The 23,420-nt window shown below is 54.8% G+C and carries 22 protein-coding genes and 1 pseudogene; 14 read left to right on the forward strand and 9 right to left on the reverse strand.

Annotation, left to right across the window (positions count from 1 at the left end):
• Positions 1-308 precede the first annotated feature (308 nt).
• From AX768_RS01230 to AX768_RS01240, 3 genes and pseudogenes are all read left to right on the forward strand, one after another.
• A complete protein-coding gene (locus AX768_RS01230) occupies positions 309-6,254 on the forward strand; it encodes an RHS repeat-associated core domain-containing protein (protein WP_082778714.1) in 5,946 nt (1,981 codons plus the stop codon).
• Between the two features lie 660 nt (positions 6,255-6,914).
• Positions 6,915-7,058 (forward strand): annotated as a pseudogene (locus AX768_RS34340) (hypothetical protein); the annotation flags it as partial.
• 193 nt (positions 7,059-7,251) lie between these two features.
• Positions 7,252-7,683 (forward strand): hypothetical protein, encoded by a 432-nt coding sequence (locus tag AX768_RS01240; RefSeq protein ID WP_061998439.1) that lies wholly within the window; start codon positions 7,252-7,254, stop codon positions 7,681-7,683.
• Positions 7,684-7,835: 152 nt separating this feature from the next.
• On the opposite strand, the gene AX768_RS34345 is transcribed toward AX768_RS01240, so the two are convergent.
• Positions 7,836-8,060, reverse strand: coding sequence for a SymE family type I addiction module toxin (locus AX768_RS34345; protein WP_061998440.1), 225 nt, complete (start codon positions 8,058-8,060; stop codon positions 7,836-7,838).
• A gap of 303 nt (positions 8,061-8,363) precedes the next feature.
• Here AX768_RS34345 and AX768_RS33550 point away from each other — a divergent pair, with 303 nt between their 5' ends.
• The 3 genes from AX768_RS33550 to AX768_RS01260 are packed head-to-tail and all read left to right on the forward strand — an operon-like array spanning position 8,364 to position 9,541.
• The gene (locus AX768_RS33550) at positions 8,364-8,768 is read left to right on the forward strand and encodes a hypothetical protein (protein ID WP_231941291.1); all 405 of its coding nucleotides are present in this window, start codon (positions 8,364-8,366) and stop codon (positions 8,766-8,768) included.
• Positions 8,665-9,039 carry an RHS repeat-associated core domain-containing protein gene (locus AX768_RS34350; RefSeq protein ID WP_442857245.1) on the forward strand — a complete coding sequence of 125 codons (375 nt, stop codon included), beginning with the start codon at positions 8,665-8,667 and terminating at the stop codon, positions 9,037-9,039. The genes AX768_RS33550 and AX768_RS34350 overlap by 104 nt, the downstream gene beginning before the upstream one ends.
• 22 nt (positions 9,040-9,061) lie before the next feature.
• Positions 9,062-9,541 (forward strand): Imm50 family immunity protein, encoded by a 480-nt coding sequence (locus AX768_RS01260; protein ID WP_082778716.1) that lies wholly within the window; start codon positions 9,062-9,064, stop codon positions 9,539-9,541.
• Between the two features lie 76 nt (positions 9,542-9,617).
• On the opposite strand, the gene AX768_RS34355 is transcribed toward AX768_RS01260, so the two are convergent.
• Positions 9,618-9,734, reverse strand: coding sequence for a SymE family type I addiction module toxin (locus tag AX768_RS34355; RefSeq protein ID WP_442857246.1), 117 nt, complete (start codon positions 9,732-9,734; stop codon positions 9,618-9,620).
• Here AX768_RS34355 and AX768_RS33555 point away from each other — a divergent pair.
• A complete protein-coding gene (locus AX768_RS33555) occupies positions 9,690-10,103 on the forward strand; it encodes an RHS repeat-associated core domain-containing protein (RefSeq protein ID WP_442857247.1) in 414 nt (137 codons plus the stop codon). The two genes, AX768_RS34355 and AX768_RS33555, sit on opposite strands and share 45 nt — an antisense overlap.
• Before the next feature lie 468 nt (positions 10,104-10,571).
• Here the strand turns inward: AX768_RS33555 and AX768_RS34235 are convergent, their stop codons facing one another.
• The gene (locus AX768_RS34235; protein ID WP_335340462.1) at positions 10,572-10,673 is read right to left on the reverse strand and encodes a SymE family type I addiction module toxin; all 102 of its coding nucleotides are present in this window, start codon (positions 10,671-10,673) and stop codon (positions 10,572-10,574) included.
• Between the two features lie 298 nt (positions 10,674-10,971).
• Between AX768_RS34235 and AX768_RS34360 the strand changes: the two genes are divergently transcribed.
• Entirely contained in the window at positions 10,972-11,307 is a 336-nt protein-coding gene (locus AX768_RS34360) for a DUF6984 family protein (protein WP_442857238.1), read from the forward strand.
• Between the two features lie 51 nt (positions 11,308-11,358).
• On the opposite strand, the gene AX768_RS01280 is transcribed toward AX768_RS34360, so the two are convergent.
• From AX768_RS01280 to AX768_RS01295, 4 genes are all read right to left on the reverse strand, one after another.
• Complete coding sequence (locus AX768_RS01280) at positions 11,359-11,682, reverse strand: low molecular weight protein tyrosine phosphatase family protein (RefSeq protein ID WP_062000679.1); 324 nt, start codon at positions 11,680-11,682, stop codon at positions 11,359-11,361.
• 126 nt (positions 11,683-11,808) lie between these two features.
• A complete protein-coding gene (locus AX768_RS01285; RefSeq protein WP_061998447.1) occupies positions 11,809-13,248 on the reverse strand; it encodes an NAD(P)(+) transhydrogenase (Re/Si-specific) subunit beta in 1,440 nt (479 codons plus the stop codon).
• Positions 13,245-13,574, reverse strand: a complete 330-nt coding sequence (locus AX768_RS01290) for an NAD(P) transhydrogenase subunit alpha (protein WP_061998448.1) — start codon at positions 13,572-13,574, stop codon at positions 13,245-13,247. The genes AX768_RS01285 and AX768_RS01290 overlap by 4 nt, the downstream gene beginning before the upstream one ends.
• A gap of 1 nt (position 13,575) precedes the next feature.
• The gene (locus AX768_RS01295; protein ID WP_062000680.1) at positions 13,576-14,727 is read right to left on the reverse strand and encodes a Re/Si-specific NAD(P)(+) transhydrogenase subunit alpha; all 1,152 of its coding nucleotides are present in this window, start codon (positions 14,725-14,727) and stop codon (positions 13,576-13,578) included.
• A 207-nt stretch (positions 14,728-14,934) separates the two neighbouring features.
• On the opposite strand from AX768_RS01295, the gene AX768_RS01300 reads away from it, so the two are divergent.
• Positions 14,935-15,414 (forward strand): NUDIX hydrolase, encoded by a 480-nt coding sequence (locus AX768_RS01300; RefSeq protein ID WP_061998449.1) that lies wholly within the window; start codon positions 14,935-14,937, stop codon positions 15,412-15,414.
• Between the two features lie 63 nt (positions 15,415-15,477).
• Positions 15,478-16,626 carry a tRNA 2-thiouridine(34) synthase MnmA gene (mnmA, locus tag AX768_RS01305; RefSeq protein WP_061998450.1) on the forward strand — a complete coding sequence of 383 codons (1,149 nt, stop codon included), beginning with the start codon at positions 15,478-15,480 and terminating at the stop codon, positions 16,624-16,626.
• Between the two features lie 173 nt (positions 16,627-16,799).
• On the opposite strand, the gene AX768_RS31795 is transcribed toward mnmA, so the two are convergent.
• A complete protein-coding gene (locus tag AX768_RS31795; protein ID WP_082778717.1) occupies positions 16,800-18,065 on the reverse strand; it encodes an alpha/beta hydrolase in 1,266 nt (421 codons plus the stop codon).
• 225 nt (positions 18,066-18,290) lie between these two features.
• On the opposite strand from AX768_RS31795, the gene AX768_RS01315 reads away from it, so the two are divergent.
• The 4 genes from AX768_RS01315 (at position 18,291) to AX768_RS01330 (ending at position 22,670) form a co-directional block, all read left to right on the forward strand.
• Entirely contained in the window at positions 18,291-19,010 is a 720-nt protein-coding gene (locus tag AX768_RS01315) for a response regulator (protein ID WP_061998452.1), read from the forward strand.
• A gap of 63 nt (positions 19,011-19,073) precedes the next feature.
• Positions 19,074-20,321 (forward strand): ATP-binding protein, encoded by a 1,248-nt coding sequence (locus tag AX768_RS01320; RefSeq protein ID WP_231941292.1) that lies wholly within the window; start codon positions 19,074-19,076, stop codon positions 20,319-20,321.
• A 276-nt stretch (positions 20,322-20,597) separates the two neighbouring features.
• Entirely contained in the window at positions 20,598-21,173 is a 576-nt protein-coding gene (locus AX768_RS01325; protein ID WP_061998454.1) for a TetR/AcrR family transcriptional regulator, read from the forward strand.
• Between the two features lie 471 nt (positions 21,174-21,644).
• The gene (locus tag AX768_RS01330; protein WP_062000681.1) at positions 21,645-22,670 is read left to right on the forward strand and encodes an alpha/beta hydrolase; all 1,026 of its coding nucleotides are present in this window, start codon (positions 21,645-21,647) and stop codon (positions 22,668-22,670) included.
• A 63-nt stretch (positions 22,671-22,733) separates the two neighbouring features.
• Here the strand turns inward: AX768_RS01330 and AX768_RS01335 are convergent, their stop codons facing one another.
• The gene (locus tag AX768_RS01335) at positions 22,734-23,345 is read right to left on the reverse strand and encodes a glutathione S-transferase C-terminal domain-containing protein (RefSeq protein WP_172811906.1); all 612 of its coding nucleotides are present in this window, start codon (positions 23,343-23,345) and stop codon (positions 22,734-22,736) included.
• Between the last annotated feature and the right edge of the window lie 75 nt (positions 23,346-23,420).

Raw genomic sequence — 23,420 nt, forward strand, 5'->3', positions numbered from 1 at the left:
CTATACGCGCCGTCAACCCCGACCATCGCCGAGGGCGATACGCCGTTTTGGGATTTCTGCCACCGCCTTGTTTTGCCTTATGCCCGTAGGCTACGTTCACGCTGCTGTCGTGAATTACAGCTATGACGCTCTCGGTCGGTTGACGAAAGCCGACTACAGCGGTGATATGACTGCGACGATCACCTACGAATACGACGAGACGGGGAATTGGACGTTAGTGACGGCCACTAGAACGACGCCATAGATGTCGACTTGAGCTTCGCAAGTATTTAATGGGCGATCGTAAAATATAATAATTAGGAATACATATGAGATTATACAAAGGGGCACAGCTTATCGGTATTTGGTTCGCGTTGTTTTCTGCGAATGCTTCGGTTGTCGCGCAAATTGCGATTGCAGTGGACGGTGCGCCGAAAACCATCCCACTCGTCAACGTTGGCAAATCGGTTAATGCCGCGGTTAATGCCGGTGGCAATGGAAAAGACGGGCTGTTTCAGCAGAGCAGCACCAATATTCTCCCTGGTAAGAAAGTAACGCTGACGCCGGGTCGGTTTGCGTTGCTCTCCTCTTCAGCCGATTCACCAATTACGGGTGATCCCGAGGCGCAAGCATCGCAGATGCAATCCGGGCCGCCGAGTAGCACCCTTCGCGCAGACATGCCACCGGTTAGTGCCGAGGACTCCCAGCGAGCGCGAGCTTCACGGGTCTTCCCGGCTCACCTCAATGAAGGAGCCTCGATCGGGCCAGCTAGCGACAGCGGTCACCTCAAGGCCTCAGGCATCACAGGCGATACAAACGCTCGTGGGCCTGCATCCATAACTGAACTCGCACGTTCCCTCAGGAACAATCCTGATCTGATCTATCAATACGTTCGAAACAACGTTGAGTATTACCCAATCTTCGGCGTACAAAAGGGCGCGCTTGGGGCAGTGCTGGACAATCAGGGAACGGCTCACGACCAGGCCACGCTGATGGTTGAGTTGTTGCGAGCGTCCGGAATAGAAGCGGCATATATACGCGGCGCGATCAACCTCGACGCCAACCAAGTCGAGTCATGGTACGGCGTCGATACGTCAAATGCATGCGCGGTGGCCAACGTGCTAGGGAAGGGCGAAATCCCGATTTATGAGATAACGGCGACAACTAACGGCGCGTGTCCCGGCTCCTCCTCGCCGCTTGTCAGCGTCGCTGTCGAGCACATTTGGGTCAAAGCGAAAATTGATGGCGACTGGTATGTCTTCGATCCATCGTTCAAATCCCATTCGTTCAAACCAGGGATCGACCTCGCCGACCCTGCCACGACCGGTTATAACGCTACGACCTATCTCGGTCAGGCAATCACGACCTCGACCAATACGGCCGATTGGGTCCAAAACATCAGCCGATCGAACATTCGCAACAATCTCACGACCTATGCGTCGAATCTGGCTACTTATCTTCGTAAGTACAAGCCAAGCGCGACACTTGACGATGTAATTGGTGGCAAGTCCATTGACCCGTTTTATGATGTGCTTCGCGAAAAAACATTGCGTTACCAAGACGCGCGGTGGCAAACAGTCGAATATGCTGACTTGCCAAATTCTTTCAAACCGACGCTGCGTATTCAGTACCAGGGAATTGATCAAACATACACCTCCGATGCCATCTATGGCCGACGGCTTAGCATTACGTACAACGCTGCAAATCAGCCCATATTAAAACTCGACGGGAACACAGTAGGCGCGCCAGGGGTCGCGGTTCCCGCAGGAACGGCAACAACAATCAACTTCACCGTGGTGCACAATGCGTACGCTGCGCGTAACTCAGACCAAAGTTTTAGCCAGTCCCTCGTGGCCGGTAACGGCAACACCTATGTAATTGCTAGTAGCTGGGGCGCTACTGGTCGAGGACCGGCCGAAAATTATCGCAACGTCATCAGCAGTCAGCGATCAGTCGGTGCTGGAGATACTTCCGAGCCATTGTTAGGCTCGACGCTCGCCCTGGTGGGAGCGCAATGGATGGCTCAAGCCGACCAGGCGGGCCTGGTGGTCGGGCAACTCGCGAATTCCATAGCGCTTGTGCATCACCGGATTGGGATTATTGGCTATGCCAACAATGTGTATGTAGATCTGCCGGCGAACATGTTCTCCACGGTCAGCAAGGCGGGAGACCTTGCTATGGAGCGCGCTGGGTTCTTGAGCTGGAGCATGCATCACAGCATTCTTGAATCGACGACCGTGCAACAAACTACGGGCGTTCCGGCGGTCTCTACCACTCAACTGATCGACCTGGCGACCATCGCGGGGCAGCGTATCTACAATGCGACTGCATCGCGCTTTGCAACTTATGTGCAGCCCAATCTGGTGAATTGCGCAAACGAGATCCCTGCTTTCAACGCTGCTATGGCGGCAGGCCGCCGGGTGATCACACCTGCTCGCTGTGACATAGCAGAGAATAAATGGTCAGGCGCGGGCTACTTCGTCGTGGGCCCGGGTGTTGTGGGCGGCATGATCAGTGGCGGCTTCGCAGGCGGATTCAGCACGGTAAATCAATCGGCCGCAGCGGCCAACTCTAATGTCAATACCAACCAGACGCCGCCTTCGAAGCTTGCCGGAACGGCGTTCACCTATGGCGACCCGATCGACATGGTAAGGGGCAGCTTTTCTTATGAAAACGTCGACATCGATGCCGGCGCAGGGCCCTACCCGCAGACACTTGCTTTTAAGCGGCTGTATAGCTCAGGCAATCGTTTTACGAACGGGCCGCTAGGAAAAGGCTGGACACATAATTTTGATATCACTGCTGTAAACGGATCCGACGGATTTCAGGCTATGGGGGAAAGCTCCGCGCTTTCCGCCGTCGGCACAATCATGGAACAAAAGGCATCGCTCGATTTATTGAAGGATCCTGCGATGCCTATAGGTACTTTCGTCACTGTTGTTCTTGGGCAGAAGTGGTTTGGCGATCAATTAGTCGACAACACGGCTATCGTTACGCAGGGGCTCGATGGAGAGGTGTTCGTAAAGCTCCCTGATGGCACCTACAACGCACCCCCAGGCAAGTCGTCGAAGCTCACCAAGAACGCTGATAACACGTTGACTTACGAGTTGCTGAATCGTGGCGTTTTGAAATTCAATGCTTCTGGAAAGGCAGATAGTTACACCGACCCAAGCAATATCCAGGTCAAGTACACCTATTCGAACGCAGGCGAACTGATGCAGGTTCAGAACAGCCTCGGTCGCGCCCTGACGATTGCGAACGCGAACGGCCGGATCACCAGTGTTGCGAATGGCCTAGTAGTCGCGGGCTCGGGTTCGGGCGTGGTGAACTATGCTTACGACGCCAGCGGCAATTTAACAACCTTCACGGACGCCACAAGCAAGAACACCACATTTGCTTATTCGTTGCCGGGCAGAATCAGCAGCATTTACTATCCGAGTTTTCCGACGGTTGCGGCTGTGACGAACGTGTACGACACGCTTGATCGGGTGAGCAAGCAAACCAATGCACGCGGGAAGTCATATGATTATTATTTCGCCGGTTCCCGCACCGAGGAAATCGCGCCTGGCGGCGGCGCTCATACAAATTATCTTGATGGGCAAGGCAATGTCGTGCGATCCAGCACGCCGTTGGCCAACCTCACCGTCAACACCTATGATGGCCAGTCACGGCTGATCCGGACCGAACTGCCGGAAGGCAATGCGGTCGAATACACATACGACGACACGACCTGCGCAAGTGCCGAGAAGCGGTGTACGCATAATGTCAAGACCATCAGCAAGGTAGGGCCGCCCGGCGCCGGCGTTACACCGATCAAGCAGAGCTTCACCTACGAGAGCGCGTTTAACCGCGTGGCAACCGCGACTGACCCGAATGGGAACGTCACTGCGTACACCTACACGGCGCAGGGCATGCCGCTAACTGTGACGTCACCGGCGGACTCTACCGGTGTCGCGCCGGTGACGACTTATGAATACGTTGCTATGTCGCCGTCCGGGTACCCAAAGTTTTATTTGAAAAGTTCGGAGTCTGTAAAGGTTGCTTCAAACAGCCAAGTTATCACCACAACGTCCTACGATATCAATAACAAGTTTGTTCCTAAGGTTTCGACTGTCGACCCGGTCCTTTCTGGCGCCAGGCTCGCCACGACCTACACATACGACGCTGTTGGTAACGTCACCGTAGTGAGCGGCCCAGGAAAGAATCTCAGCACTTTTTCTTATGATGCTAAGCGTCGGGTTGTTCAAGCGTCCGATGCGTCTCAGGTGCCGACGGTGACTTCCTTTGACGCTGACGGGCGACCCCTATCAACTTCTACACGTATGGATCAGCAGGGAGCCCAATGGATGACATCCTGTACCCGTTACAGCACGACGGGTAAAGCCACGCGTGTATGGGGTCCAGCGTTGACCGCAACGGCGAACACATGTCCGGCCGAAGCCGCGCCTGTGGCTATCACGGACACGTCTTACGACGACCTGGACCGCATGTCGCTTGTCACGCAGAACTTGACGCAAACGCAAGGTGGGAACAGGGTCACGCAGACGATATATAACGCCGACGACACGGTACAGGCGCTCAAACGTGCGGTTGGCACGCCGCTCGAGCAGACGTATGCGACGTATCAATACACACCAAACGGAAACCTTCACGCGGTTCTGGATGCGAAAAACAACGCGACGATGTACACCTATGACTTGTTCGACCGCCGGTTGCGCACCTACTATCCAATGCCGTCGAACCCGGGCTATGGCAATGCCAACGACTATGAGGAAAACTCGTACGACTTCAATGGTAATGTGACGTCCATGCGAAAGCGTAACGGCAAAACCGTCGCGCAGAAATGGGACAAGTTAAATCGTTTGGTTGCGCGCACTTATACAGACCCGGCCGATAACGTTGAGTTCACTTACGATTTGCGTGGTTTGCGAACGAAGGCGATGTATTCATCGGGGAGCCACATCAACACATACGAATGGGACCTGGCAGGTAGGCTGAGCAGTGCTACCGCTGACGGGCGAACGCTTTGGTACCAATACGACGCTTCTGGAAACCGCAATCGTGTGAGGTGGCCTGACGGCTTTTACGCAACCACCGAATACGATCCAAATAATCGGCCGATCGCGATTCGGGAATTCGATAACCCATCCTTGGCGACCTACGAGTACGACAATTTGGGCCGACGCAGGAATATTGACTGGAACAACGGCGCCACGACGTCATTCCAATACAGCTCGCAGGGCCTGTTAATCGGTCTCACACACAAGCTTGCCAATGGGGGAAGGGGAAACGTATTCGACACTTACACACGCAATCAAGTAGGTGACGTGGTGTCGGTCCTTGTAGGAAACGACGAGTATTCATGGCGAAATGCGAACTCGCGATCACGTGCATACGTGCGCAATGGATTGAATCAATATAAGTCGGGAAACGGTAGTACGTTTGTTTATGACGCGAACGGCAATGTCACGGCGGACGGGGATTTGTTTTACTCCTACGACGTTGACAATCGATTGAAATCGGCGAACAACACGCGCTTTGATTACGATCCCGAAGGGCGGTTGCGAAGCTCAGTCACTTTAGGCGAATCTGCGACTGAGTTGCTATATGACGGGGACAAGCTGGTTGCGGAGTACGATTCCAGCGGGAATCTGGTGAAGCGTTACGTGCATGGACCCGGTACGGACGAGCCAATCGTGTCCTACGACGGACTGGGCGTTACGTCGAAGACGTGGATGCTTGCAGACTACAAGGGAAGCATCGTCGCGACGATGGACGCGAAGGGCGTCGGAACGGGTGCGTTCTCATACGGTCCGCTTGGAGAAACGAGTGGGGTGAACCGACCGCGATTCATGTTCACCGGTCAGCAGTACTTCGGAGATTTGGGGCTGGGGTTGTACTATTACAAGGCGCGGTTTTACTCGCCGAGCCTTGGACGGTTCCTTCAAACCGATCCGGCAGGGACGAAGGACGATCTGAACCTGTATGCGTATGTGGCGAACAACCCGGTGAATCGGGTGGATCCGACGGGGCTGGCGAAGGTGGATGTTGGAAGTAAGACACCGACTCAGGTGGCCGCGGTCGGCGATCTGAAATGCCAGGGCTTTAGCGCTGGATGTCAGAACGGAGGTAGTTATGGCAGCACTGGAGCGTATAAGGTGAACGGGCTGGTTTTATGCCCAAGTTGCGCTGTAAAGATGCTGGGTGTGGAGAATGAATCGCCGGCCGAGAAGGCGATTACGCTGGAGCTGTACATAAATAAGGGGAGTAAATGATGTCGGATCGAGAGGGACTGCTTAGGAGTTTGGTCGTTGGAGATATCTTCCACGCTAGCTTCCCATCCGAAAATCCTGGTGGCCCGAGTTTAGTCTGTTTAGCGGAAGTGGTTACCGACACCAGCGTTCAGGCAAGGACGGTCACGACCCAGTACCGGTTTCGATTCAGTCTTAAAACTGGAGAGGCAGAATCGATTGATGAGGCAATGCTTGCCGTGCGTGGAGGCGAGGAAGTCGTATGCACCATCGATTCCGTCGCTCCTCTTCCGGTCGACATTCACAACGTGATATTGGGACTTGACCGAAAATCCAGATTGGAGCGATTCGATCGAAACCCAGAGCGAGTTAAATTGAACGATGCCGAGAAGAAAGCAATTATGTTTATAAGTTCCTACTATCCAGCGAATCCGCTATAGGGTTGGGCAGGTGGAAGACGAAGGGCCGCTGACGCGGCCCTTCGTTGTTTCAAGCGGCGGTAATGATGAGTTTGCCGTGCTCGACGGTGATGCGCACTTGCTGGCGTTCGGGCTACATCTACGGTTGACTGTGAAATGTCGTCTCCACAGCAGTGAATTTGTAGTACACCTGGGATTGTACTAATACAAGGCGCGGTTTTACTCGCCGAGCCTTGGACGGTTCCTTCAAACCGATCCGGCGGGGACGAAGGACGATCTGAACGTGTATGCGTATGTGGGGAATAACCCGGTGAATCGGGTGGATCGGACGGGGTTGGCGAAGGTGGAGTTGGGCGATGCGATTCAGGTCGCGGGCAAAACGCCGAATGAGGGTGCGGCGGGTTCGTGATACACGAATCATGGCAGCGGACAAATGCGGTTGTATGGTAACGACGGCAAGCGGGCCGTTGACCTCGACTTCGACCACGATCACGGACAGGGTGTGCCTCATGCACACAACTATTCGATAAACCCTCTCGGTGGACCGCTAATACGCGGACCAGGCCTTCCGTTTTCGACTTTGCCTTGATTTGGGAAAACTTATGAACCCATTGAACTACGTCAATATAAAAGACGTTGATAGCGTTCCCAGCTTTCACGACGCAGAACTGATCGGCATTGAACATCGCCCAGACGCTAGAGAACTTGTGCTTCGTTTCAGGCGTGTTGCTGGGGAGATTGAATCGCTGAGGTTCACCGAAGTCAACGTGCTACGCATTGTTGACTTCGCGGAACAGAACGTGGCATCACGGCTTCTGATCTCGCCAAAATATCGGTTCTCATCTGATGATGTCCGCACGTGGGTACAGTGGGTCAACAGTCGGGACGACGCCAAGGCCTCACCAATTGATGATGAGCGGGCTAACCAGTATGTGTGCGATTTCTCTGCAGCTCGGAAGGCACTGTTCATCTTGGAGCCTTCGTGCGGTGCGGAAATAGCCGTGCTCTGCGAATCGGTTTGGCTAATGGTATGAGGTGCGATTCATACTTGTTATCTGTCTGGAACCCAGCAGGAGGGTCCGATCAGCACAGTGGATGACATGAAGTTGCTGCGGAAGGTTCTGGTGAAGATCAGGATTGGGCAGCGGTGAAAAACGAAGGGCCGCGCGAGCGGCCCTTCGTTGTTTTAAGCGGCAGTAATGATGAGCCTGCCGTGCTCGACGGTGATGCGCACTTGCTGGCCGGGGAGGAATCCGGCGTGTTCGATCCATCGACCGGAGACCTTGATCCAGGGGTAAAGCTTGGGCGGCTTGTTCAGGTGTGAAGGCCAGGCTTGATGGTGAAGAGACTGCTGAACCTTGACGGAGCGTTCAGGAAATTCAGCGGCTACTTTATGATTGGCGTTAGCCATAGTCGAGTTGGTGGTGGTCAGCGGCCGTGCGTGTTGACACACTCGCGGCGCACGCTTTGTTTGCGGGGAAGCGTCGGACTTCGTTCCGGTGACCGGCTATTCCATCGTCGAGCTTCGTACTGAGGTCGAGCCCCTGATCAGCTGGCGCCCGAAGCGCATGTCTGCCAGCAAGAGTCTGATCTTGGTTCGATGGTTTTATAGCGACTGAATACGATTTGAATAATCGGCCGTTCGACAGCAGGGGATACGGCGGCGTATCGGCAGTTGCGAAGCTCAGTCACTTTAGGCGAATCTGCGACTGAGTTGCTATACGACGGGGACAAGCTGGTTGCGGAGTACGATTCCAGCGGGAATCTGGTGAAGCGTTACGTGCATGGACCCGGTACGGACGAGCCAATCGTGTCCTACGACGGACTGGGCGTTACGTCGAAGACGTGGATGCTTGCGGACTACAAGGGATGCATCGTCGCGACGATGGACGTGAAGGGCGTCGGAACGGGTGCGTTCTCATACGGTCCGCTTGGAGAAACGAGTGGGGTGAACCGACCGCGATTCATGTTCACCGGGCAGCAGTACTTCGGAGATTTGGGGCTGGGGTTGTACTATTACAAGGCGCGATTTTTACTCGCCGAGCCTTGGACGGTTCCTTCAAACCGATCCGGCGGGGACGAAGGACGATCTGAACCTGTATGCGTATGTGGGGAATAACCCGGTGAATCGGGTTGATCCGACGGGGCTGGCGAGCGTGACGTTCGGGAATCAAGCGGCGATTCAGGTTGCGGCTCGCAGTGTCCCGATGACGGGTAACGCGCCCGGTGGGTTCCGATTGAATCCGAACGGCGTTGATACAGATTACTTCGACGGCGCCGGCAACCTGACCGCTCAGTATCATGAAAGTCACGGTGAAGCCCACGGTCACAATTTTTTCGACGGGAGCCGTGACCCGACTCACCTGCCGATGTCGCCCATACCGCGTTGATTAACAGATCTAGAGAGTTGCGATGAACCCTTCAGAAAACACATTTGGCTGGGAATTTGCACGGAATGGAAAGCTGCTCCAAAAGGTGCTCGGTGAATATCCTTCATTCCACGACTCGTCCGTTCGAAGCTTTTGTATGCGACGAGCGAGACGTTCCGTTGTTGATGACCAAGGCAAGCTGCTGCCATCGGGCTGTGATAGAGATCTTGTCGATCTGACGCTGGAGATTGCTCACAATCGCTTTGGACCACGCCCGCCTGAAGGCGGTTCCGATTACATCGTCACCGTGGATCTGCTGAATATTAAGACAGCAGACATCGATATTAACGCGATGCTCGAGGAAGCCTGGATCATGGATGTCAACCTCACGAAGATGGACGATGGTCTAGTTAGGTTTGATCTAAACCCTAACGTTGGTCTAGATATCGTCGTGACATGTCACGAAATCCTCGTTGAGTCGATTCGGCCTTATGATCGAGACACGCTATTCGTTCCGAACTAACCATGCCGATATCCAAAATGACGTGATTGGGTAGAAACTGAAAAACGAAGGGCCGCAGACGCGGCCCTTCGTTGTTTTAAGCGGCGGTAATGATGAGTTTGCCGTGTTCGACGGTGATGCGCACTTGCTGACCGGGGAAAAATCCGGCGTGTTCGATCCAGAGCCCGGAGAGCTTGATTTGGGGTTGTACTATTACGAGGCGCGGTTTTACTCGCCGACGATCGGGCAGCTCTTGCAGACTGATCCCATCGGCACCAAAGACGATCTGAACCTCTATGCGTATGTGGGGGCCATTCCGGTGAATCGGGTGGATCCGACGGGGCTGGCGAAAGTGGATGTTGGAAGTAAGACACCGACTCAGGTGGCCGCAGTCGGCGATCTGAAATGCCAAGGCTTTAGCGCTGGATGTCAGAACGGAGGTACTTATGGCAGCGCGGCCAGCTATTACATAGAAGGACGAAACGAGTACCCGAGTTGCGCCGTCAAAATGCTCGGAGTCGAAAATGAGCCGGCGGCCGTAAAAGCAATTACCCTGAAACCCTTCGAGATCAGAGGAAAGTGATGTCGGATCATGAAGCTTTGTTTAGAAGGCTGGTCGTTGGAGATATTTTCCACGCTAGTTTCCTTCCGGAAGGTCACAGCGGGCCGAGCTTAATCTGTTTGGTCACGTCCGTTACGGAGACCAGCATTCAAGGAAGGACTGTAACGACCCAGTTTCGCTTCCAATTCAGCCTTAAAACTGGCGAGACAGAATCAGTAGACGAGCGAGCCTTTGTTGCGCGGGGGGATGAGACGGTCGTATGTGCGATAGATTCTATAGCGCCTCTTCCTGTTGATATCCATGACGTAATGCTGGGGATCGACCGGAAATTTAGGCTGGAGAGGTATGAGCGAAATCCGGAGCGCATCAAGTTGAACGATGCCGAGAAGAAAGCGTTGGTCTTCGTAGGGACTTACTATCCGGAGAACCCGCTATAGGGTCTATTCGGTGATGAAAAACGAAAGGCCGCTCGCGCAGCCCTTCGTTGTTTTAAGCGGCGGTAATGATGAGTTTGCCGTGCTCGACGGTGATGCGTACTTGCTGGCCGGGGAGGGATCCGGCGTGTTCGATCCAGAGCCCGGAGAGCTTGATCTAGGGTTGTACTATTCCAAGGTGCGGTTTTACTCGCCGACGATCTGCAGACTGATCCGGTGGGGACGAAGGATGATTGAACCTTTACACCTATGTGGGCAATAAACTTCGAAAACTCTTCGAAAGAATGAGCGCTGAGGAATTGGATGATTTGATTAACGACGCGTTCTATCGGTCATTAAAATGTGGCTCTCAAACCTATAGCGGGAACTCAATCATCTAACGCACTAACCGGAGCTATACATTGCACCGAAAACCTCCCGATGGATTCCGGCTGCCGTCCCCCGCTGAGCGCAATTTGGTTGAAGTACTGACGTCAGCTGAGTTTTCGGGGCGAGCCGAGGTGTTGGCTCAGCTTCAGTCGTATCACGTGCGCGTTATCGACGAGGAAGGCAGCCTTGAAATATGTACGTCGTGCGTTCGACCGGCGCTAGTACGGTACCGCGTATGCACGGAGTTGCATGGTTCGGACCTGGACGGCGTATTGATCCGCGTCATGTTGCATGTAGTAGACGGCTTCTGTCGCGAGATCGAAATCTATAAGGTCGACGGATCGCCCATTCAACGCATGCCGGAAGTTTGGAAATCCTTTGTTCCAGGGCCGGAATGGTGCACGAAGCCATCTGTTGGATAGTCGTTGACACTATCGTTCGTTGAGCTAAGTCGGCCGACGACGCCCCGGGCACTAGCCATGCATAAATCTTCCCGCCTTCCGCTCAAGCAACGCAATCAGATCCGGATCCATAAAGCTGTATTTATCCGGGATATCGAGACAAACAATCTGCTTCCCCTTCAGATATCGCCCGAACGATTTATTCAGTTTGACTCTGTGCCTTCGCTCCATGACGAAAATCACGTCGGCCCATGCGATTTGATCGGGTTCCAGGGGCGTTAGCGCATCAAGCGCCAAGCCTGCGGAATCTGTCTCGACCCCGGGCCATGACGAGAAAACCTCTTCGGCAGTCGGACTTCTCAAACGGTTTCTACTACAGATGAACAGCGCGCGCATTTGAACCGGTTGCCTTTTAGACCTGGTGAAGAGGAAGAAGCTAAGCGCCATCCACGAGCTCGTCAATGAAAAACGCCGACGACTCTCGCAAGTCACCGGCGTTGATTGTTGCCACGTGACACAACCTTACTCCACCGCCTTCACCATATCCTCAATCACCTTCTTGGCATCGCCGAAAACCATCATCGTCTTGTCCATGTAGAACAGTTCGTTATCCAGCCCGGCATAACCCGCCGCCATGGAGCGTTTGTTCACGATAATCGTCTTCGCTCGATACGCCTCCAGAATCGGCATCCCGGCTATCACGGATTTCGGGTCGGTCTTGGCCGCCGGATTCACCACGTCATTCGCCCCGAGCACCAACACCACGTCCGTCTGCTGGAATTCGCCATTGATGTCTTCCATCTCGTGGACGAGCTCGTAGTCCACCTCCGCCTCGGCCAGCAACACGTTCATATGCCCCGGCATCCGCCCCGCGACCGGGTGGATCGCATACTTCACGTCGATGCCTTTCTCGATCAGCTTGTCCGTGAGTTCTTTCAATGCATGTTGAGCGCGCGCCACGGCCAATCCATAACCGGGCACGATCACCACAGTTTCCGCATTGCCGAGCATGAACGCGGCGTCATCGGCGGAACCGGATTTCACCGGGCGCTGTTCCTTCGCGCCATCGGTTGCCGCCGCGCCTTCGTTGCCGAAACCGCCCAGGAGCACGTTGAAGAACGAGCGGTTCATCGCGCGGCACATGATGTACGAAAGAATCGCGCCCGACGAGCCCACCAGCGATCCGGCGATGATCAACATCGGGTTGTTCAGCGAAAAGCCGATGCCCGCCGCCGCCCAGCCCGAATACGAGTTGAGCATCGATACAACCACGGGCATGTCCGCGCCGCCGATCGGGATGATGATCAGCACGCCGAGCGCGAACGCGATCAGCGTCATGATCACGAACGGCAGCCACGACTGCGTGAACATGAAGATGATGCCGAAGCCGAGCATCGCGATGGCAAGCAGCAAGTTGATCATGTGCTGGCCGGCGTACACGACCGGCGCACCCTTGAACAACCTGAACTGATACTTGCCCGAGAGCTTCCCGAACGCGATCACGGAACCCGAGAACGTAATGGCACCCACAAACGTGCCGATAAACAACTCCACGCGATTGCCCACGGGAATCGGTTCGCCCAGCGCGGCGAGCCCGAACGCCGAGGGTTCGGAAACAACCGCATAAGCGATACAAACCGCTGCCAGACCAATCAGCGAATGCATGGCGGCGACGAGTTCGGGCATCTTCGTCATCTCGACTTTCGCCGCGACGTATGCGCCGATCGCGCCGCCCACCACGAGCGCTGCAAACAGCAGCCCCAGGCCCAGCGACAGATCCGATCCCAGCGCCGACGCCTGCTTCACGATCAACGCAATGGTCGTCAGGATCGCGATCGCCATGCCGGCCATGCCGAACGTGTTGCCGATGCGGGCGGTCTTCGGATTCGACAAACCTTTGAGCGCCTGGATGAAACACACCGAGGCGACGAGATACAGGAGGGTGACTACGCTCATGCTCATTGGGCGGCCTCCTTCGACGGAGCGGCAATCTGCTTCGGCGCTTTCTTCTTGAACATCTCCAGCATTCGCCGCGTGACGAGAAATCCGCCGAACACGTTGACCGCTGCGAGCAACACCGCAAGCGTGCCGAAGAACTTGCCGGCGCCGCCTATGGTGAGGCCGGCTGCGAGCATCGCGCCGACAATCACGATAGCCGAGATCGCGTTCGTCACCGCCATCAATGGCGTATGCAATGCGGGCGTGACGTTCCACACCACGTGGTACCCGACGTAGATCGCGAGCACGAAGATGATCAGGTTGATGACCGTGTGATTAACCAGTTCCATGTCAGTCTCCTTTGATCCCGCGCGTGACCTGGCCGTCGCGGCACAGGAGCGTGGCCGCGACGATGTCATCGGCCATATCGATGTTCAGCGTGCCTTCCTTCGTCACGATCAGCTTGATGAAGTCAAGCAGGTTGCGGGCGTAAAGGGCGGAGGCGTCGGTCGCGACCATCGATGCAAGATTGGTGTAGCCGACCAGATGCACGCCATGTTTCATCACGACCTGATCGGCTTCGGTCAGCGGGCAATTGCCGCCGCGCCGCCCTTCGAATTCAGGACCGCGGCCCGCAGCCAGATCGACAATTACCGAGCCCGGTTTCATCTGTGCGACGGTTTCAGCCGCGATCAGCGTCGGTGCGGGACGTCCGGGAATCAACGCCGTCGCGATCACGATATCCGCCTGCTTCGCACGCTCGGCGACCAGCACGGACTGGCGCGCGAGCCAGCTTGCGGGCATCGGCCGCGCATAGCCGCCCACGCCGACGGCGGCTTCGCGTTCTTCATCGGTTTCGTAGGGGACATCGAGGAACTTCGCGCCCAGCGATTCGATCTGCTCTTTCACGGCGGGACGCACATCCGACGCTTCGATGACCGCGCCCAGCCGCTTGGCTGTAGCGATGGCCTGCAGGCCCGCGACGCCCGCCCCCAGCACGAGCACGCGCGCCGCTTTCACGGTGCCGGCGGCGGTCATCAGCATGGGCATGAAGCGCTGGTAGATATTGCTCGCGACCAGCACGGCCTTGTACCCGGCAATATTGGCCTGCGACGACAACACGTCGAGGCTCTGCGCCCGGGTCGTGCGCGGCGCGGCTTCCAGCGCGAACGCGGTAATGCCGGAGGCGGCGAGGCGCGTGTTGTTATCGGCGTTGAAGGGGTCGAGCATGCCTGCCAGGACCGCGCCGTGTTTCAGCAGCGGCAGCTCGGCTTCGTTGGGCGAATGGACCTTGAGGACGAGATCGGCGGCGAACGCGGTGTTGGCATCGACGAGTTCGGCGCCGGCAGCAGCAAAGGCTTCATCGATATAACTCGCCGGCAGCCCCGCACCGCGCTGCACGGTGACCCTGTGACCTTGCGATACGAGCTTCTTGACCGTCTCCGGCGTGGCGGCGACGCGCGCCTCGTTCGCCCGCGTCTCGGCAGGCACTCCAATATGCATCTTCATCCTCCTCACGTTCTAGTTCTGTTATGGCCGTGTGCAGTCGTGCTCGTGCTGCTCGCAGTTGTTAAGCAGTTCTTTAAGCTGGTTTTTGCGACTGATTGCCACTGTAACTGAAACATTCACGAAAAATAGCGCGATCGGGCGACAACATTCACCAACCCGGCGAACGACGGGAAAACCCGCAAAACGGTAAAATACGGTCCCATGAATACTGAACGCTGGACGCCGCGCGTTACCGTCGCGGCCATTGTGGAGCGGGACGGGCGTTTTCTCGTGATCGAGGAGCACACGTCCGACGGACTCAAGATTAATCAGCCGGCCGGCCATCTGGAAGCGGGAGAAACGCTTGTCGATGCCGTGAAGCGGGAAACACTGGAGGAAACGGCGCATCGGTTTGAACCGCAGGCGCTCGTCGGCACGTATCTGACGCATTTCGAGCGGCCGGGGAAATCGGCGACCTATTTGCGCTTCACGTTCTGCGGCACCACGTCGGGACCGGTGCCGGACGCGAAACTGGACGATGGCATCGTGCGCGCCATGTGGCTCACCGCCGACGAACTCCGTGCATGCGCCGACCGGCACAGGTCGCCGGCCGTGCTGGAATGCCTTGGTCATTACCTCGCCGGGCGGCGCGTGCCGCTCGACTTCATTCACACGCACTCGCTCGCGCCGGTGCGGGACTAGGTTTTCGAAGCAACAATCCAAGCCACAATCGAAGCAAAATCGAAGCATCAGGCAGAGAGCACAATGAGCAAGGCCGGAAAACAGAAAGTCGTGGTGGGCATGTCGGGCGGCGTGGATTCGTCGGTGACCGCGTGGCTGCTGAAAGAGCAGGGCTACGACGTGATCGGCCTGTTCATGAAGAACTGGGAAGATGACGACGACAGCGAATACTGTTCGACCCGGCAGGACTGGATCGACGTGGTGTCGGTGGCGGATCTGATCGGCATCGACGTGGAAGCGGTCAACTTTGCGGCTGAGTACAAGGATCGCGTGTTCGCCGAATTCCTGCGGGAATATTCGGCCGGCCGCACGCCCAATCCTGACGTTCTCTGCAACGCCGAGATCAAGTTCAAGGCCTTCCTCGATCACGCCATGTCGCTTGGCGGCGAAACCATCGCGACCGGCCATTACGCTCGCGTGCGCGAACGCGATGGCCAGTTCGAACTGCTCAAGGCCATGGATCACACGAAGGATCAGTCGTACTTCTTGCATCGGCTGAATCAGGCGCAGTTGTCGAAGACGCTGTTTCCGCTCGGCGAAATGCCGAAGACGAAGGTGCGCGAGATCGCCGCGCAGATCGGCTTGCCGAACGCGGCGAAGAAGGATTCCACGGGGATCTGCTTTATCGGCGAAAGGCCGTTTCGCGAATTTTTGAACCGCTATCTGCCAACACAACCCGGCCCGATGAAAACGCCCGATGGCAAGGTGATCGGCGAGCATGTCGGGCTGGCGTTCTATACCTTCGGCCAACGCAAGGGCATCGGGCTCGGCGGCAGCAAGGACGGCAGCGGCGATCCGTGGTTTGTCGCGGGCAAGGACATGGCGTCGAACACGCTGTACGTGGTGCAGGGGCATGATCATCCGTGGCTGTTGTCGCATTCGCTCGTGGCCGGTAATACGAGCTGGGTGGCGGGCGCGGCACCGGCTGAAGGCCTGGAATGCGCGGCGAAGACGCGGTATCGGCAGGCGGATTCGGCTTGCGTGGTGGGCGCGCCGGGCGGGGACGGCCGCTTCGAGCTAAGTTTCAGCGACGCGCAATGGGCCGTCACGCCGGGGCAATCGGCAGTGCTTTATCAAGGCGATGTTTGCCTGGGCGGTGGGATCATCGAACACGCCGCGACGGCGCAGCCGGCGCGGCGGGAAGCACAGGCGGCATTGTTGACGCCGCGGTGATGAAGGTCGCCTTTCCGATGTGCGAAGGAGCGGGCTGCGGCCCGCTTCGGATTGAATGAACCGCAATCTTCAGATCGGTCTCGCGTTCGGTATCAGGAAACCGCATCTGATTTCCCTGCCGAACGGCTTTAAAAAGCAAGCCATTTCCGGATGTGATATTCACGGAAAGTAGCTCAGGAGCCACATTCCAGCATGTTGTCGCTTCCCGAAGCGGCAGAGTCAACACTCACCGCCTGGCATTTATCCAGGAAACTGGTACCTTTGTTTTTCAGATATTTATCAAAGAATCCGTTCAAATATGCATTCGTTAGTTTGACCACGTGATATCCATTTGCAACTCCCAAAGAATAGGTCTCGGGAGACTGCGATTCAAAGATCTTTTGAAACGCGCTGAGATATTGCAGAGTAGAATAATCAGAAAAATTGTTATGTCTCGTGTAGGTCGAGTCCGAAGCAGACGGCGATAGAATAACCGCGTAGTTATCGTGAAGCAGTTGATATTTTGCATCGGAAGGAATGTTGAATTGCTGGTTCCAGTCTGCTGCATTGATTCGAAGCGAAGGTATTGTGAGGCCCTTCAGTTCATCAGGTGAATACGACATGGTGTTGACATCGATCGGGAAAGAATCGAGTGTTGCCACGGCTTTGAACGGATTGCTGCTTCCTCTCGCAACATTGATAGTGTCGATCGCTCCCATCGAATGTCCGTAGAGCCCCGTTTTTTCCAAATCCATGGCATTGAATAAGGGATCAGACGGTGCACCGGCTTTAACCTTAGTGATTTGCGCATAGGAAAAAAGAATATCTCCTTTGGATGTATCGAAAATTGGTTGTTCTTTCGGCGCAGTCTGCTGGACTAGCCGGCCATCGGGAAACTGGGTATTTTCACCGATGAACGTATTACTGAGTGCAACAACGATATAACCATGACTCACCAGATCGGTGATCGAATCTTCGTAAATCTGCGCTTCCATACCGTATCCGGGATTAAAAAATATTACCGGAAACTTTTCAGCGGAAACCTTCAGATTTTTCGAAGTGAACGATTGAACGCCTTTGATTGCAGTGATATCGTCCGCCGTTAAATCGGGAATGCCCGCGTTTTGGAAAAAAGCGGCTAATCCATCTACTATTGGAGAGAAATAGGGAGATGTCGTTGGTGTCATGTGAGATGGATAGTAGATTCTAACCATAAATTCACGGCAAAATTTTGCATGATTATCTGCGCCAAAATCTGCTTCGTTTGTTCCTTTTAGAAAGTATGGATCAGGGCAAACTTGATCGTTGACCATCCGCATGTCCCTATATCCCACATGGTAACTACCAGTGGGCGCGGTTAAGTAATCGTTGCCCAGATTTGGCTGAGACGATGATGAACCACCACCGCAGGCGGTTAAGATAATTAGTAGTGGAAGTGCTGCGGTTATCTTTTTGAACATGATTAAGATTTTCGAGTAAGAAAGCGACCATCTGCATACGGCAGAAATTGGTTTTTAAAAGCTGACACTTAAATTTGAATTCGTGAGTCTGGGGCAACATGTGAACCGTGTCTGTGACCAAATTAGTGAAAATTGTGCGAAAGTGTCTCGAACATTTATGAGATACGAGCGTGCAATGCTATTTCAGGTAAGTTGCGGGTTGCTAAACCCCGCAGCAGGAAGGCGATGAATCCGGCCCCTTTAAAATACAAAGTCTTGTTAATCGAAGACGACGAGCGTTTGGCTCTACTCGTAGGCGACTACCTCAGTGGTTACGAATATGAAGTAACCGTCGAGTCACGCGGAGACCGTGCCGTGGCATTGGTGAAAGAATTGGACCCGGCGCTGGTCATTCTGGATTTAATGTTGCCCTACTTGGACGGCATGGAAGTGTGTCGACAGGTTCGTCGTTTTTCCAGTGTGCCGGTCCTTATGTTGACAGCTCGCGACGAAGTCTACGACCAGATCGCTGGCCTGGAGAGTGGCGCCGATGACTATGTCGTCAAACCGGTTGAACCTCGCGTTTTGGTCGCACGAGCTCGTGCGCTATTACGCCGGCTTGATCTCGGACGGACTCTGTCATTGGGAGACGACTTGTTAAGTTTTGGCGACTTACAAATCTCCCCACCTAACCGGTCCGTGGTATGGCGTGGCAAGTCGGTTGAACTGAAAACAGCCGAATTCAATTTGTTAGTCATACTGGCACGATCAGCCGGCAAGGTAATGAGTCGCGACGATATTCTCAAACAATTGCGTGGCATTGAATTCGACGGGATGGATCGTACGGTCGACTCAGGAATTTCCAAGTTACGACGTCGGTTTGACGACGGTGGACCAGAGCCGCATAAGATAAAGACCATATGGGGCCGAGGTTATCTATTCAGTCCGTCGGCTTGGGAAAATTAAATGCGGCGATCGCTAATCAAATTGTATCTATATGTGCTGATAGGCGTTGCGATTTCCACGTTCATGGTGAATTACGCGTTCATGCACGTCTTCTATGATCGTTTGCAAAAGCAGGCGATTGATAGTCTTGCAGGTTATACGTTTTTACTTAGAGAATACCTGGAACAGCGTTCTAAAGCAGATCAGGTTAACGCCTTGGCAAAACTGCAGGGGAAGAGCCAAGATAAATTTGAACTTATCCGAGAAATTGATTTCAAGGAGTTAAATGCAAAGGCATTGAGCGATCTACGTGCAGGGAAAGTGATTCTAAGTCCAAAAGACTACTACCTTTTGTTAAATAATGGTTTGATCATTCATGTCCAACCCCGTGAGCCGGTCAATATAGGCCCCCAGTTACTCGCTTTCGGAGTGATCGCATTGCTGCTGCTGTTGCCCGTGTTGCTTTGGCTATACTTCCACTGGCGCGAACTGCACATATTAGAAAGCGCTGCTCGCGAATTCGGGGCAGGGCGTTTGGCGGTCCGGATAAGGGTATCTAAAAAATCTAACGTCTTCGAACTTGCGCAACAGTTCAACGACATGGCAGACCAAATCGAGATGATGATTTTACATCAACGCGATATGATGCGTGGCATTTCGCATGAGTTGAAAACCCCGCTCGCCAGACTAAAGTTTGGTCTTGCACTCATGCAGTCCACTGATTCGGCCTCGGAGCAGCAAATGCGCAGAGACGCTCTTCAAAAGGATATCGGCGAGCTTGATGAACTAATTTCTGAGCTACTGACGTTAAGCCGATTGGAACAGGGAGGCGTACCTCTCGAAATATTAAATGTCTCGATTCCAGAATTATTCGATAGTATCGCGGCATCTGTTGCAAACGAATTATCTGACCAGAAACTGAATCTTGCCGTTTTCTCAGATAGTTCGTTGAATTGTGTCTGTGACCCAAAACTAGTGGCACGAGCTCTGTTGAACCTGATCAGAAACAGCATGCGTTACGCGACATGTTGCATTAATTTGCAAGCGCGTGCATTGACCGCTGATACGATTGAACTGCTTGTTCAGGATGATGGGCCAGGAATTCCAATTCAAGACCGTTCTTCCATTTTTGAGCCGTTTTATCGACGAGATAACGGGTCCCGTCCCCACGTCGGCGGATTTGGTCTGGGTTTGGCTATTGTTCGAAGTGTTGTCCAGGTGCACCGGGGGCAAGTCAGACTTGAGGATACTTTCGAAAGCGGAGCGCGTTTCATAATAACTCTGCCTAGACACCATTACTCCAAAGAAGTCATAACTGAGCCGAACGGATAATCAAAAATTGTTTCCGCGAGATACGTGATCGCGTTTTTTTGGGGATGTTGCCCAAGACACTTGGAGCATCGCAAGCCGACTTGAGGGCGTTGGCATCGAGAGGGGACGCAGCGTGACCATCATCGAGGCAGGGCCGCCGGTTGGTACCAGGCAACTACTGCGTTGAAATAGCTTGCTCAAAAACACATGCCAAAAAACACGTGCGCAAAAAAATGCTTGACTATCTATCTTCTAGTAGATAAATTACGACTCATCAAACGTATTGGCAGATTCCGAATGACCACCGAGAAAACTCCGGACAAAAACACCGTGCGTGAGCAATTGCTCGATCACGCGCAAATCCTGCTGATGACGCGTGGGTACAACGGGTTTAGTTATCGGGATCTGTCGACGCTGGTCGGGGTGAAGACATCGAGCATCCACTATTACTTCCCATCGAAGGAAGACCTTGTGCTTGAAGCGGTCAATACCTATAGCGCGGATGTCATGTCGTCGATATACGCCATCGACAGCTCGGCTTCCGCCGAGAAAAAGCTTGATCGGTACGTGAAGCTGTTCGGCAAGATCGTGGGCGAAGGCGATCAGGTTTGCTTGTGTGGAATGCTGGCTGCGGATATTCAGTCATTACCCGAGGATGTGCGTCACGCAGTTCAGGCCTTCTTCAAAGCGAATGAATCGTGGTTGGCGAAAGTGCTGGCCGAAGGCGAGAAGCAGGAAACCTTGCGTGTGAACGGCAAGCCCGAGGTGACCGCCCGTGCGCTCTTCGCGGCGTATCAGGGAAGTCTGCTGGCTTGCCGGTTGTTTCATTCAAAGGTGCGCTTGGACGAAGTCACGCAAACCGTAAAACGTTGAAGGCGTAGCGTACTTTTGAAAGTCATTGGGTTGTTATACAAGGTAATTGTTCGGAATATTGTTAAGAATGAATGAACCTTTCTCAAATCCAATCTATCTTTGAGTAGGTAGATTTTGATTTCCGATTCCTCTGCAGAGAGGGTGATTTTTTGGCTTTTTTCTCTTACATTTTTACCGCGTTCAAAACGTGCGTCGAGCCGACTAATCATCCCTGCACGGATTTGATGAGTGATTTCGCGTGTCACGGTTTTAACGGGTCTGTAGAAAGCGGGTAAGCAGTTATCCATTGTTAGTGCCGAGGTTTCCAGGCCGCCACGAGGTAAGTCGGAGTCGTATTAGAGCCGTATCAAAGTCCTTTCAAAGCCGTATCAAACCTGCATTGCGTCACCTATCTATAAGTAGATGTATTTGAATTTCAAAAATTTTTTCAAGCAAGTATTCATCAACGCCCCCTCACTAACAGGAGTCAACATGTTCAAGCTCAAGTCTCTCGCCATCGCTTCTGCCGTTGCTGCAACGCTGACCGCAAGCGCCATTGCGCAGGCCGCGCCCGTGCTCGAACCGGCGACGCAGCAGTTCATCGATGCACTCACCGCACAGAAAGGCCCGCCGATCTACACCTTGTCTCCGGCTGATGCCCGCAACGTACTCGCCGGCGCCCAGTTGCAGCCGGTCGAAAAGCAGGCCGCGCAAATCGAAGACCGCGTGATCGATGCCGGCCCGACCGGCAAGGTCGCGCTGCGCATCGTCCGCCCGGCGCAGGCAAAGGGCGTGCTGCCCGTGATCATGTACTTTCACGGCGGCGGTTGGGTTCTCGGCGATAAAAACACGCACGACCGCCTAATCCGCGAAATCGCGAACGGCGCGCAGGCGACCGTGGTTTTCGTCGATTACGATCGCTCGCCCGAGACCCAATTCCCGGTGCCGGTCGAGCAGGCTTACGCCGCGACGCGCTACGTGGCTGAGCATGCAAAGCAGTTCAACGTCGATGCAACCCGCATGGCCGTGGCTGGCGACAGCGTCGGCGGCAACATGGCGGCCGCGGTCACGCTGATGGCGAAGGAGCAGGGTGGCCCGGCGCTGCGCTACCAGGTGCTGTTCTACCCCGTCACCGATGCAAACTTCGACGACGGCTCGTACAACGAATTCTCCGACGGCCCGTGGCTCACCAAAAACGCGATGAAGTGGTTCTGGGACGCATACGCGCCGAATGCAGCCGACCGGGAGAAGATCACAGCGTCGCCGTTGCGTGCATCGCTGGATCAGTTGAAGGACTTGCCGCCGGCACTCGTCATCACCGACGAAAACGATGTCCTGCGCGACGAAGGCGAGGCCTACGCCCGCAAGCTCTCGCAAGCAGGTGTGCGTGTAACGGCGGTGCGCTACGAAGGCACGATCCACGACTTCGTGATGCTGAACGCGCTGGCGAAGACGCCAGCCACGCGGGCGGCGATCGAGCAGGCGAGCACGGTGCTGAAGAAGGCGCTGGCGAAGTAACCAAGCCAAGCCGACGTAAAAAAAGCCCCGAAAGGGGCTTTTTTGCAGGACCGTAGAGAAACCTCAAACCGGCAATGTATCGATAAAAGACTGGCGCAGCGACAAACGCTGCACATGCTTGTCGAGATTGGGGTAATCCTCGCGCCAGTTCAACTCGGGCATGCGGTAGTCGAGATAGCCGAGCGCACAGCCACAGGCGATATCGGCGAGCGTGAAGTGATTGGCCGAGCACCAGTTTTTCGCGGCAAGTCCTTTGGACATGGCTTTCAGGCCGTCATCGATCTTGCGCTGCTGGCGCTCGATCCACGCGTCGTTGCGTTGCGCTTCCTCACGCTGCGTGCCTTCCAGGCGGATCAGCACGGCTGCGTCGAGCATGCCGTCGGCGAGCGCTTCCCAGCATCGGACTTCGGTGCGCTCACGACGTTCTTGCGGCAAGAGCTTGCCGACCGGCGTGAGCGTATCGACGTATTCGCAGATTACGCGCGAATCGAAAACCGCTTCGCCATCGTCCAGGATCAGGCAGGGCACCTTGCCGAGCGGATTGTAACTGTGGATTTTCGAATCAGATGCCCAGACGTTTTCGAGCACCAGTTCGCAGTCGATCTTCTTTTCTGCCATCACAATCCGCGTCTTGCGAACGTACGGGCTGCTGAGCGAACCGATCAGTTTCATCATCTGTATTTTGGATTCTGCAATGAGTAGTCACGGAGAGCGATCTTAACCGCCCCGGCGCGTGCCGACTTAATTTCG

Source organism: Burkholderia sp. PAMC 28687, assembly GCF_001577465.1.
GTDB lineage: Bacteria > Pseudomonadota > Gammaproteobacteria > Burkholderiales > Burkholderiaceae > Caballeronia.